This window comes from Myxococcales bacterium (assembly GCA_016717005.1).
In the GTDB taxonomy this organism is placed as follows: Bacteria; Myxococcota_A; Polyangia; order Haliangiales; family Haliangiaceae; genus UBA2376.
This window is the reverse complement of the sequence record JADJUF010000001.1, coordinates 1,254,811-1,266,532: the sequence shown is the minus strand read 5'-3', so window position 1 is coordinate 1,266,532 and position 11,722 is coordinate 1,254,811. Positions and strand designations below refer to the sequence as shown.

At 75.5% G+C, this 11,722-nt stretch carries 14 protein-coding genes; 8 read left to right on the top strand and 6 right to left on the bottom strand.

Annotated elements, in window-relative coordinates:
* Window positions 1-10: 10 nt before the first annotated feature.
* Both IPL61_05360 and IPL61_05355 read right to left on the bottom strand, forming a co-directional pair.
* Window positions 11-1,276, bottom strand: a complete 1,266-nt coding sequence (locus tag IPL61_05360) for a hypothetical protein (GenBank protein ID MBK9030758.1) — start codon at window positions 1,274-1,276, stop codon at window positions 11-13.
* Window positions 1,273-2,424, bottom strand: coding sequence for a PDZ domain-containing protein (locus tag IPL61_05355; GenBank protein ID MBK9030757.1), 1,152 nt, complete (start codon window positions 2,422-2,424; stop codon window positions 1,273-1,275). The genes IPL61_05360 and IPL61_05355 overlap by 4 nt, the downstream gene beginning before the upstream one ends.
* Before the next feature lie 69 nt (window positions 2,425-2,493).
* On the opposite strand from IPL61_05355, the gene IPL61_05350 reads away from it, so the two are divergent.
* The 4 genes from IPL61_05350 (at window position 2,494) to IPL61_05335 (ending at window position 4,869) form a co-directional block, all read left to right on the top strand.
* Window positions 2,494-3,117: a hypothetical protein gene (locus tag IPL61_05350; GenBank protein MBK9030756.1), complete on the top strand. Its 624-nt coding sequence runs from the start codon at window positions 2,494-2,496 to the stop codon at window positions 3,115-3,117.
* A gap of 204 nt (window positions 3,118-3,321) precedes the next feature.
* Window positions 3,322-3,750, top strand: a complete 429-nt coding sequence (locus IPL61_05345; GenBank protein ID MBK9030755.1) for a CoA-binding protein — start codon at window positions 3,322-3,324, stop codon at window positions 3,748-3,750.
* A gap of 42 nt (window positions 3,751-3,792) precedes the next feature.
* A complete protein-coding gene (locus IPL61_05340; GenBank protein MBK9030754.1) occupies window positions 3,793-4,161 on the top strand; it encodes a hypothetical protein in 369 nt (122 codons plus the stop codon).
* A 39-nt stretch (window positions 4,162-4,200) separates the two neighbouring features.
* Entirely contained in the window at window positions 4,201-4,869 is a 669-nt protein-coding gene (locus tag IPL61_05335) for an ATP-binding protein (protein ID MBK9030753.1), read from the top strand.
* A gap of 66 nt (window positions 4,870-4,935) precedes the next feature.
* On the opposite strand, the gene IPL61_05330 is transcribed toward IPL61_05335, so the two are convergent.
* The 3 genes from IPL61_05330 to IPL61_05320 form a co-directional block, all read right to left on the bottom strand.
* The gene (locus tag IPL61_05330) at window positions 4,936-5,319 is read right to left on the bottom strand and encodes a glutaredoxin (protein ID MBK9030752.1); all 384 of its coding nucleotides are present in this window, start codon (window positions 5,317-5,319) and stop codon (window positions 4,936-4,938) included.
* Between the two features lie 48 nt (window positions 5,320-5,367).
* Window positions 5,368-6,417 carry a hypothetical protein gene (locus tag IPL61_05325; GenBank protein ID MBK9030751.1) on the bottom strand — a complete coding sequence of 350 codons (1,050 nt, stop codon included), beginning with the start codon at window positions 6,415-6,417 and terminating at the stop codon, window positions 5,368-5,370.
* A gap of 154 nt (window positions 6,418-6,571) precedes the next feature.
* On the bottom strand, window positions 6,572-7,441 hold the full coding sequence (locus tag IPL61_05320; GenBank protein MBK9030750.1) for an endonuclease/exonuclease/phosphatase family protein: 870 nt from the start codon (window positions 7,439-7,441) through the stop codon (window positions 6,572-6,574).
* A gap of 402 nt (window positions 7,442-7,843) precedes the next feature.
* Between IPL61_05320 and IPL61_05315 the strand changes: the two genes are divergently transcribed.
* Entirely contained in the window at window positions 7,844-8,311 is a 468-nt protein-coding gene (locus tag IPL61_05315) for a nuclear transport factor 2 family protein (GenBank protein ID MBK9030749.1), read from the top strand.
* 81 nt (window positions 8,312-8,392) lie between these two features.
* Here the strand turns inward: IPL61_05315 and IPL61_05310 are convergent, their stop codons facing one another.
* Complete coding sequence (locus tag IPL61_05310; protein ID MBK9030748.1) at window positions 8,393-9,391, bottom strand: glycosyltransferase; 999 nt, start codon at window positions 9,389-9,391, stop codon at window positions 8,393-8,395.
* A gap of 48 nt (window positions 9,392-9,439) precedes the next feature.
* Between IPL61_05310 and IPL61_05305 the strand changes: the two genes are divergently transcribed.
* Genes IPL61_05305 through IPL61_05295 form a run of 3 tightly spaced genes read left to right on the top strand, consistent with a single transcriptional unit; the run spans window position 9,440 to window position 11,721 of the window.
* Window positions 9,440-10,261: a hypothetical protein gene (locus IPL61_05305; protein MBK9030747.1), complete on the top strand. Its 822-nt coding sequence runs from the start codon at window positions 9,440-9,442 to the stop codon at window positions 10,259-10,261.
* Window positions 10,261-10,983, top strand: a complete 723-nt coding sequence (locus IPL61_05300) for a hypothetical protein (GenBank protein MBK9030746.1) — start codon at window positions 10,261-10,263, stop codon at window positions 10,981-10,983. The genes IPL61_05305 and IPL61_05300 overlap by 1 nt, the downstream gene beginning before the upstream one ends.
* Before the next feature lie 36 nt (window positions 10,984-11,019).
* On the top strand, window positions 11,020-11,721 hold the full coding sequence (locus tag IPL61_05295) for a hypothetical protein (GenBank protein ID MBK9030745.1): 702 nt from the start codon (window positions 11,020-11,022) through the stop codon (window positions 11,719-11,721).
* Window position 11,722 lies beyond the last annotated feature (1 nt).

Below are 11,722 nucleotides of genomic sequence, written 5' to 3'. Positions count from 1 at the left end.
GCCGGCGCGGTCACGGCCGCCGGGTGACGATCAGGTGCGCGTGGCCGCGGCGGTCGCGGTACCCGAACGGGATCGGCAGCGCGCGCGTCGGTGAGGCCGCGAACAGCGCGCGCCACGCGCGATCGCTGGCCCGGGGCGCGTGCATGTGCGCTCCGACGAACTGGCCCCAGACCTCCTGGCCCAGCCCCGCCGCCGCGGCGCGCTGCGGCGGCAGGCCGCTGGCGTCGGACACCATCCACACCGCGTCGGCGATCAGCCACGCGCGGACCCGCGCGAAGGTGTCCCAGCCGAGCAGGTAGGCCGCGGCCTTGGTCATCGCCGCGACGTGGCCCTTGGCCGCGAGGTGGGCGAGGACCCGGCCGTCGGCGCCGAGGTGGGCGTCGTCGAGGTTGGCCTGGAGGTGGCGGTACACCCGCACGGTCGGGTCGCCGGCGCGGCGGAAGCCCAGCTCGACGTCGCCGAACGCGCGGTTGCGGCGGTCGCGCGCGCCGGCCGTGGCTGGTGGCGCCGCGGCGACGTCGGCGTCGGTGAGGTACGCGATCGCGCCGTCGGGCGCGAGCCGGAAGTAGCGCACCCACACCAGCTCGCAGTCGTGCAGCGCCAGCGCCGACAGCGAGAACGCGAGCTGGGTCGGCAGCTCGCCGCCGCGCATCGCGTCGATCAGGTTGCGCGTGTTCGAGAAGTTGGCGACGTAGAGGAACCGCAGCTCGTCGGCGATCACCGCCAGCGCCCGGGCCCGCTGCGCCGGCGTCAGGGTCGCGATCGTGCGCGGATCGCCGGCCGGCTCGAGCGACAAGGTCGTCAGCTCGGTCGCGGCCGGGAACACCGTCAGCGCGGTCGCGAGATCGCCGCCGGCGAACGGGTAGACCACGGTGGTCGGGACGTCGGCCGGGACGATCGTCGCCAGGAACGCCCGGGCCGGCGTCAGCCAGCGCGCGCGGTAGCGCTCCTGGATCGCGGCGACCCGCGCGCAGTGGCGCGCGCGCACGCCCGGCGGCAGCGCCGCGGCGGTGTCGCCCTGGCACAGCGCCAGCGCCTGCAGCGCCCGGGCGTCGGGCAAGAAGTCGTGGCCGGGCGGCGGGGCCGGCGCGGGCGGCGCGGACGCGATCGGCGGCGGCGCGACCGCGATCGGCGGCGGCGCGATGACCGCAGGCGGCGCGGCCTCGGCGGCCGGCGCGGCGTCGATGGCCGCGGCCGGGCCGCGATCGCCTGCGCACGCGGGCGCGAGCGCCGCGGCGACGATCGCCGTGAGCGCGATGAGCGGGCGCGCGCTCACGGGGTGATCCGGTAGCGCAAGGTCAGCCGCCGGCCGCCGCGCATGATGCGCACGGTCGCGGTGCTGTCGACCGGGCGGGTCGCGGCCGCCGCCAGCGCGGCCTCGATCGACGCCGGCGTCGCGGTGACCCCGTCGACGTCGAGGACGACGTCGTCGGCCGCCAGCCCCAGCGCGCGCAGCGGCGACGTCGGCTCGACCGCGCGCACGACCACGCGCTGGGCGTTGCTGCCGACCCGGCGCAGCGTGAGCAGCGCGCCGGGGCCGTCGACCGCCAGCATGCGATCGCGCGCCGCGGCGGGCACCCGCACCTCGCCGCTGGTGCAGACGATCGCCCACGGCGCCATCGCGGTGTCGGCCGGGCACGGCATGCGCTCGTCGAGGTACGAGCCGGCCACGACCGCCGCCGCGAGCAGCGCCGCCGCCTCGGCCCCGGGCGGGCCCGGCATCCGCAGCGTCAGCTCGAGGTTGGGCGTGCCGGCCACCGGACCGTCGACCGCCAGCGCCTGGACCGCGGCCGCGGCCCCGCCGAGGCGATCGCGGTCGACGTTGGCGCGCCAGCGATCGAGCCGGGCCCGGGCGCCGTCGGCGGCGCTGGCCGCGTCGAAGCGCACGGTCGCGCGCGCGTCGACGCCGTCGCGGCCGTCGATCGTGACGTCGGCCCGCGCGACGATCCCGGCCGACAGCTCGTGGTCGGCGAGGCCGCGCACCGGCGCCGCCGCCAGGCGGGTGAAGCGCGCGCGTCGCGATCGGTCGGCGAAGTAGCCGTCGTCGCCGTCGGCCCGGGGCGCGAGGTCGCGCGACCAGGTCGCGATCCCGCCGCGGGTGGTGAGCTCGGGGCAGGGCGCGACGGCGCCGCCGGTCAGGGCCACCAGGAAGCCGTCGTCGGGCAGCATGTCGGCCCACGCGACCACGACCCGGGTCGCGGTGCGGGCCCGGGTCACGACGCACGGCGGCACCTCGGCCCGGGTCGCGAGCGCCACCGCGACCGTCTCGATCCAGGTGTCGCGCAGCGCCGCCGGATCGAGCTGCACCACCGCGGTGGCCTCGAGCGGGATCGCGTCGAGCAGGCCGTGCGGCCCGCCGCGCCCGCGGCCGCAGCCGACGACGGCCGCGACGCAGGTCCAGGCCAGGATCGACGACGCGCGCATGACCGCCGCGACGCTACCACGGTGGTTTCGCGGATGACGGCGCCGGACCGGTGCGTTACATCCGCGCCCATGAAGCTCGCGCTCATCAGCTCCACGCTCCTCACGCTGGCCGCCTGCGGCGGCGGCGCTCGGTCGACCGCGGTCGCCAACACCGGCGGCGCCACGGCCCCCGCCGGCCTGCGCGCCATCGACTGGGCCAACCGGACCTACGAGGTCGGCGAGGGCTCGTTCACCGTCGTCAACGGCGAGGCCGCGTTCGCGTTCGACGAGGACGGCAACGAGGTCGCCGGTGACTACCAGCCCACCGACCCCGACGCGTTCGTCGAGCGCGGCTACTTCACCGTCCAGCCGCCGGTGTTCGGCGACGTCACCGGCGACGGCGTCGAGGAGGCGCTGATCGTCTCGGTCTACAACGGCGGCGGCACCGGCCAGTTCGACGGCGTCGACGCCTACGGCCTGCGGGACGGCCAGCCGGTGGTGATCGGGCACCTCCCCGGCGGCGATCGCGGCGACGGCGGCCTCTACGACATCAAGGTCGAGGGCGGCGCGGTCGTGGTCGAGCGCATGATGTCGGGGCCCGAGGACGGCGCCTGCTGTCCGTCGAAGCTGCAGGTCGAGCGCTGGGCGTGGCAGGGCGGGGCGTTCGTCGAGGACGAGGCCGCGCGCACGATGATCGACATGCCGAAGGAGTGACGCCTTGGGGTAAGGGCCCGCGCGTGAACAAGTCGATCGAGGATCGCGGACGAGGCGCCCGGATGGCAAGGCGACGGCGAGGACCGGAGGGGAGCGTCCTCGTTGGACGTGACCCGAGGACCGGAGCCGGCAACGCAGCCAGCCGGGATGGATCGGCCGCGAGACCGACCGAGTTGTTCACGCGCGGGCCCTAAGATCGGGGCGATGACCGATCTCGACGTCCGCGCGATCCTCGCGCACAGCCCGACCGTGGCGGTGCTCGGCGTCCACCACGATCCCGCGCGCCCGGCCCACTACGTGCCGGCCTACCTGCACGCGCAGGGCTATCGCGTCCTCGGCGTCAACCCGGCGCTGGTCGGCCGCGCGCTGTTCGGCGCGCCCGTCGTGGCGACCCTGGCCGACCTGGCTGAGCCGATCGATCTGATCGACGTGTTCCGCCGGGCCGACGCGCTGCCTGGGCACCTGGCCGAGCTGGCCGCGTGCCCGGCGCCGGTGGTGTGGTTCCAGCTCGGCATCCGCAACGACGCCGTGGCCGAGGCGCTGCGCGCCGCCGGCAAGCGCGTGGTCCAGGATCGATGCACGCTGGCCGACCACCGTCGGCTCGGCCTGGGCGCGCCGCGCCGTCCGGCCTGAATCACCTTTGACCAGCGGGGCGGCATCGGTCATGGTGCCAAGATGCTCTGGGTCGTGCTCGTGCTCGCCGGCGCCGTCACCGCGTACGTGGTGGTCGGCGTGCTGGCCGATCGCCGCATGGCCTTGCCGACGCCCGCGGACGGCTCGGCCGCGGGGCCGGCCGCGCTGCCGCCACCGTCCCCGCCGCCGGCGGCGCCGATCCTGCGCGGCGACACCGCCGCCACCGCGGTCAAGGTCCCGGCCGCCTGGCGCAGCAAGCTGGCCGCCGGCACGTGCGCCTGCGGCGAGCCGCTCGCGCTGGCCAGCGACGAGGCCATCCGCTTCGACGGTCGCCTGCTGGTGGTGGTCCGGCTCGCGTGCGCCGCGTGCGGCCACGCCCGGTCGGTCTACCTCGAGCCGGCCGCCGCGTAGTCGGCGCGACTGTCAGAGCGATCCCGTACTCGATCGCTCATGCGCATCTACTTCGTGGGCAGCCACGCCACCGGCAAGACCACGCTGTGCCGGTACGTCAGCCGCCGGTTCGGCCTGCCGATGATCACCGAGGTCGCCCGCGCGGTCCTGGCCGAGATGGAGAGCTCGCTCGACGCGCTGCGCACCGACATGGAGCTGGTCGCCGAGTACCAGGACCGCGTGTTCGGGCGGCAGGTCGCGATCGAGAAGATGCACGCGGGCGCGTTCGTCAGCGATCGCGCGTTCGACAACCTGGCCTACGCCGCCGAGCACACCACCGTCGTCGCCGACCTGATGGGCGATCAGCGGTTCAAGGACTACATCCGCTGGGTGTCCGAGGGCACGGTGTTCTTCCTGCGCCCGCACCGCGACCTCCTCAAGGAGGACGGCGTCCGCGCCGGCGTGTCGTGGGAGTCGGTGCTGCGGATCGACGGCATGATCAAGCTCCTGCTCGAGCAGCACCGCATCCCGTACCTGCCGATCGAGAGCGTGTCGATGCAGGAGCGCGTGCGCGCGGTCGAGTTCGTGCTGTCGCGCGCCGGCATCGCGCCGACGGTCGCGGCCAGCGAGCGCACCAGGACCAGCGACGGCGGCCGCGCGGTCGAGACCTCGTCGACGCCCGCGTTCGACGCCCTGCGCGCCGCCATCGGCGGCGTCCGCCCGAGCTGAAGCCCAGAGGGCCGGTCGCCCATCCGCGACGCGAGGCTCCCGGCGCGCGACCGGACCGGCGCTCGATCAGGCGGCGGTGCGGGGCGCGGCGAGGAGCTGGTCCCACTCGCCCGAGGCCAGCAGCTTCTCGAGGTCCTGGAAGCCGCCGATCAGCACGCCCTTGACGAAGATCATCGGGAAGGTCGGCCACCCGGTCCACATCTTGAGCGCGTTGCGGCGCCGCCAGGTGTTCAGGTAGCTGCCGTACTCGAGGTAATGGAACGGCGTGCCCTTGGCGGTCAGCGCCTTGCGCGCCTTCTTCGGGTACGGGTTCTGCTTCATGCCGACGACGACCACGTCGTGGGCGGCGATCGCGGCGAGGACCTCGTCGACGATGTCCTGGTGGTTGTCGGCGAGCTTGGCGCGGATCGCCGGGTGGATCTGGGCCTCGGGCAACGTGCGGCGCGTCATGGCGCCCACTGTAGCGGCGATCGCCGCCGGCGCCATCGCGGCGGGCCGTCAGCGTGGGTGCGCGACGAAGAACGCGACGACCTCGGCGCCCCAGACGAACCCGGCCGGCTGCTCGCACTTGAAGCTGAACAGCTGGCCGACCTGGTTGCCCGGATCGGTCGAGCCCGGGAAGCAGTGGCCCTGGAGCTCGGTGGCGGCGACGAACGGGACCTGCGCGGTCGAGGTGTAGTCGTGCGCGAGCAGCTCGACCACGGCGCCGGCGCCGTCGGTCCACCGGGTGCGCGTGAACGCCGGGCCCGACGCGACCACGCCCTGCGCCGACAGGCCCCAGGCGCTGACGATGGCGTCGACCTGGGGCTGGGCGCACGACCACGGGATGTAGTTCTGATCGGCGCGCCCGTGCAGGTACAGGATCGACAGGTGGCGCGACGGCACCTCGGCGCCGGTGAAGCGGCACGCGGCGGTCACCGGCCCGATCCCACCGGTCGGGCAGTTCGAGGCGGCCGCGCCGGGCGCGACCGACGCGAAGCGGTCGGCGTGGGCGCACAGCATGCGCCAGGTCATGAAGCCGCCCTGCGAGAACCCGGTCATGTGCACGCGGTCGGGATCGATCGCGTAGACCGCGATCGCGCGGGTCAGGAAGTCGTAGACGGCCGCGTCGTCGGTGGGGCTCCACGAGGCCTGGGGCGGGGCCGGGTTGGCGCTGGGCTGGATCACGACGAAGCCGGCGGCGGCGCCGCGCGCGCGCAGCCCGGTGTTGGCGTCCTCCATCGCCGCGCTCATGGTCAGGCCGTGCACGTCGAGGATCACGCCGCAGCCACCGCCGACGCACGCGGCCGGCACCTCGACGTCGAACCGGAACCCGCCGCAGCCGAACACGTGGTGGCCGGCGGTCAGGTCGGGGAAGCACGGATCGGGCGCGACCGGCGGGGCATCGATGGCCGCATCGCCGCCGGCGTCGGCGCCGCCGGCGTCGACCGATGGTCCGTCGGGCGCCGCGCCATCGACCGCGCCGGGGGCGTCGAGCGGATCCCCCGACGACGCGCCGCCGCAGCCGAACGTGAGCACGCCGAGGAGCAGGAGCGATCGATGGGGCACGACCGCGGTATCCCGCGCCCGACCGCGCGCGGCAAGCGTGATCGCGCCCAGCCCCGCCGCGCGCCGTCGCCGCGGTAGGCCCGACGGGGTGCGCCGGCGCGCGCGCCTGGCCCCACCTGTGCGGCGGCGCTGGCGCCACCGACCGCCGCGGGGCTCAGCGGGTCGCGGCCACGGCCGGCGCGGGGCCGATGCGGGCGTCGAGCCACAGCGGCAGGTGGTCCGAGATCCGGACGGTCTGCTCGACGCCGAAGCGGCCCGGGACCAGGCCGCGGGTGTAGATGGCGTCGAGCCGCATGTTCATCCACTGGCTGGTGGCGGCGCTGCCGGCCACGGGCGTGTCGAGGCCGGCGGCGCGGACCGAGCGCTCGAGCCGGTCGTCCTGGATCCCGGCCGGCACCGGCACCAGGTGCCCGAGCCACAGGAACGGGCTGGTGTTCATGTCGCCGCCGATCACGACCGCGCCCGGCCACGCCTGGGCGTGGGCCAGGACCGGTGCCAGCTGCGCGACCCGCGCGGCCGGGTTGATCCGGTTGTCGAGGTGCGTGGCGATCACGCGGACTGGGCCGTCGCGCCCGTCGAGGGTCGCGGCCAGCGCCACGCGCCGCGCCGAGTTCACGACCGTCGAGCGGTACGGCAGCTCGATGATCTCGACGTCGCGCAGCGGGAACCGCGCCAGGATCGCGACGCCCGAGGTGCCGCCGTCCTGCTGGTGCCCCGGGGCGTAGATCGACGCCAGGCCCAGCTCGGCGCCGGCCGCGCACGCCGCGCTGCACGGGCCGTGGGCGGCGACCTCTTGCATCAGCACGACGTCGGCGTTGGCCAGGCGCGGGTTGGTGCGCAGCGCCGCGGCGATCGTGGCGCCGTCGACGCCGTGGACGTTGTACGTGACGACGCGCAGGGCCACCGGCGGCGCGGGCGTCGTCGGCGGGGTCGGCCGCAGCTCGGGCGACGGATCGCGCGGCGGGGCGTGGTTGAGGGCGGCGCAGGCGACCAGCGGGACCAGGGCGAGAGCGGACAGGCGCACCGGCGGCAGTGAAGCAAGCCCGCGGCCACCGCGCCCGCGGCGTGCGGTCGCGGAGTTGGGACGCGCCGGTGGTGAAGGTTCGACGGCGCCGCGCGGCTGGGCGGGCGAACGCTGTCAGATGGCGCGACTCTGGGGCCGGCTCCGGGTCCGGCTCCGGCTCCGGCTCCGGGTCCGGCTCCGGCTCCGGGTCCGGCACCGGCTCCGGGTCCGGCTCCGGCTCCGGCTCCGGGTCCGGCCGGCCCGGCTCCGGCTCCGGCCGGGCTCCGGCTCCGGCTCCGGCTTGGCTCCGGCGACTCCGGTCCGGCTCCGGCACCGGGTTCGGCTCCGGCTCCGGCTCCGGCTCCGGCTCCCGCTCCGGCTCCGGCTCCGGCACCGGCTCCCGCTCCGGCGTAGGATGCGGCCGTGACTCACCCGAACGCCGCCCTCATCGATCGCTTCTACCAGGCGTTCGCGCGCCGCGACGCCGCCGCCATGGCCGGCTGCTACCACGCCGACGTGGTGTTCACCGACCCGGTCTTCCCGGAGCTGCGCGGCGCGGAGGCCGGGCGCATGTGGGCGATGCTGTGCGAGCGGGGCAAGGACCTGCAGATCGAGCACTCGGGGATCGAGGCTGACGATCGTGCGGGCCGCGCCCACTGGGACGCGCGCTACACGTTCTCGGCCACGGGTCGCAAGGTGCTCAATCGGATCGACGCGCGGTTCGAGTTCGGCGACGGCCTGATCGTGCGCCACGTCGACGAATTCTCGTTCTATCGCTGGGCCCGCCAGGCGCTGGGCCCGGTGGGCGCGGTGCTGGGCTGGACCCCGCTGGTCCGCGGCAAGGTCCAGCGTCAGGCGGCGGCCGGCCTGGCCGCGTACAAGCCGGCCTGATCTCGGCGCCGGTCGCGGCTCCGGCCGAGCGTCGGTCGACGCGCTCCGCGGCTCGGTCTCGGCGGGGCGGCTCGTCGCACCTCAGCGCGCCGCGGCGACCAGCTCGCGGTGGCACCGCCCGAGCTCGGCGCCGACCTCGGGCGCGGCGGCCATGGCCGCGAGCGCGATCGCGCTGGCCTCAGGCAGGGCCGCCTGGCGCAGCACGGCCACCACGTACGACGACAGCGCCAGGTCGCCGTGCTTGGCCAGCAGGCGCCGGGCGTTGGCCAGCCACTCGCGCCCGAGCTCGGGGCCGCGGCGGTGGAGCTGGTGGTAGCTCAGGCCGCCGTCGATGAGCTTGACCCGGGCGCCGGCCTGGCACAGCCCGTAGTGGAGATCGGTGTCCTCGAGGCCCCAGCCGACGAACTGCTCGTCGAGGTAGTCGACCTGCGCCGCCAGCGCCGCCGACACCGAGGTGTTGCCGCCGACCGCCACCGCCCACGGGAACGCGTAGCCGTCGAGGGTCGGGCCGAACCGCGCCCGGAGCGGCGCGCCGTGGCGCTGCCACCACGGCTCGTCGACCGCGACCCGCGCCAGCGCGGCCTCGAGCTCGTCGGCCAGCTCGTCCGCGGTGATCAGCTCCGCGCGCGCGGCCGTGCAGCGCGCGGCCAGCGCCGGGGTCCGCGCCAGCACCGCCGCGACCGCGGTCGCCGGCAGCTCGGCGGTGGCCGACCACTCGGCCAGGACCGCGCGCTGGGTCCCGGCGACGAGCCAGCACCCGTCGGCGTGGGCCGCGAGGTGATCGGCGACGAAGCCGGGCGCGGCGATGCGATCGTCGTCGGTCTGGATCAGCACCGCGCCGCGCGCCGCCCGCATCGCCGCCGCGCGCGCCGCCGCGATGCCGCGGTGGGCCCGGCGCAGGTAGCGCAGGTCGAGGCGCGCGCCCCAGGCGCGCGCGACCTCGGGCGTCGCGTCGTCGCTGCCGTCGTCGACGACGACCACCTCGAAGTCGCGCTCGGTCTGGCGGGTCAGCGCGGCGAGCGTCCGGGCCAGGGCCGCGGCCCGGTTGCGCGTGGGGATGACCAGGCTGGCGCGCGGCATCGCGCCGAGCGTACGCGGGCCCGGCGACGCGTGGTACCGTCTGCGGCCATGAGTCGTACGCCGATCCTGACCGCGATGCTGTGGACCTCGGCCGTCACCGCCGCCGTGGGTTGTGACGATCCGTCGACGGCGATCGTCGACGCCGCCAGCATCGACGCGCCCGGGTTCGACGCCACCGCGACCGTCGACGCCGCGCCGCCGGCCGTGACGTTCGCGCCCACGCTGGCGATGACCGCCGAGTGCGGCGGCGCGACCGCCGACGCCACGCTGACGATCACCAACGTCGCGGCCCAGCCGGTCGCGATCACCGCGCTCGATCTGACCGGCGGCTTCACGCTCGACGTCGCGCTGCCGGCGACGATCGCCGTCGGGGCTGACCTCGTCATCACGGTGTCGCCGCCGGCCGCGGTGATCGGCACCGACGTCGGCGGCGCGACCGTCACCGGCACGCTGACGATCACCGCCGACACCGGCGGCGCGCTGACCCCGATCGACCTGACCAGCACGGTCATCGGCGCCAACCTGGCGCTGGTCGACGCCGTGGGCCAGCCCCAGCCCGTGGTCGCGCTCGACACCGCCGACGCGAGCTGCCCGGCGCCGCGGGCGATCTTCATCCACAACAGCGGCAACGCCCCGGCGAGCCTGTTCAACAGCGGCGCCAGCAACTTCACGGTCGGTGGCTTCACGCCGTCGTCGGACGTGGCCGCTGGCGCCACCGTCAGCACCGACCTCGCGGTGCTGACGTTCGGCGCCTGCACCGCCAGCGAGACCGTCACCTACCAGGTGACCGGCACCGTCTGCTCGGTCACGCCGCTCGCGCTCGCCGCCAGCTTCAACATCGCCGGCAGCTCGGCCTGCTTCTGCAGCTGATGGCGGCGGCGCCGCGCACGATCGTCCTCTGCCCGTTCCTCACGCACATCGAGCCGGCGTGCGAGCGCGGGCTGCGCGAGGTCGAGGCGGCGGGCCTCGAGGTCCGGCGGTTCGCGGCCTCGGCCGCGATCGATCGCACCCGCGGTGACGCCGCCACCGCGGCGCTGGCCGACGGCGCCGAGGCGCTCCTGTGGATCGACTCCGACGTCGCGTTCACCGCCGCCGAGGTCGCGGCGCTGTGCGCGCACCGCCTGCCGGTGGTCGCGGGCCTGTACCCCAAGAAGGGCGTGCGCGACTTCGCGGTCCACCTCGAGCCCGGGACCACCGAGCTCGGCGTCGGCACCAGCGGCGGCCTCTACGACGTCCGGTACGTCGGCGCCGGCTTCCTCTACACCGAGCGCGAGGTCTACGACGACGTCCGCCGCCACTTCGGGCTGCCCACGTGCAACACCCGGTTCGGCGCGCCGACCGTGCCGTACTTCCTGCCGATGGTCGTGGCCGATCCCGCCGGGCCGCCCGGCGCGTACTGGTACCTGGGCGAGGACTACGCCTTCTGCGAGCGCGCGCGCCAGGCCGGCCACAAGATCGTCGTCGACACCACGCTGCGGCTGGGCCACGTCGGCAAGTACACCTACGGCTGGGAGGACGCGGGCCAGCAGGTCGCGCGCGTCACCGGCGCGCGGTTCCAGTACGGGCCCGGGGGCGTCGTCGGCGACGAGTGACCTTGTCGGCGCGCGCGATCGCCGCGTAGCATGGCCGTGCGCGCAGCGCGCGCGCTCAGGGGGATCACGATGGACGACTACGACTATGGCGACCGCGCGTCGCCGTTCCAGATGATGGGCCTCGTCAGCATGCTGGCGCCGGCGATGGCGATGCTGTTCATGGCGTCGCTCTGGGGCGTCGGCATCCTCTACGTCGTGGCCCGCTGGCGCCACAACCGCACCGGCGCCGCCGATCCGCAGTTCGGGCTGAAGTTCGCCCTGCACCTGTTCCGGTTCTACGGCTACCAGCTCATGCTGCTGGGCACGTTCTTGCTGCTGTACTCGGTGCTGCTCAAGGGCAACAGCAACGAGCGCTCGCCGGTGTGGCGGGCGGCGCTCGGCTTCCTGACCTCGGGCGGGCTCCTGTTCGGCGTCCACACGGTCATGCTCGGCAAGACCAACCACGCCGAGCTGCCGCTGGTCACGCGGCTGTTCAGCGGCCTGTCGCTGCTGGTGACCGCGGTCGTCGGGACGATCGGCCTGGTCGCCGGGCTGCAGGCGCTGTTCGCCAAGGGCTCGATGGACGACGGCGGCCGGATGATGTGGTCGCTGGTGTTCGTCTACGTGACCGCGTGGATCGTCCAGGGCCTCGTCCTCGGCAAGGCCCAGCTGACCGAGCCCAGCCCCGACGCGCCGCCGCCGCCGCCGCCAGCGCCGGGCCCGACGGTGCCCGAGCCGATGCGTCAGCCGCTGACCTGAG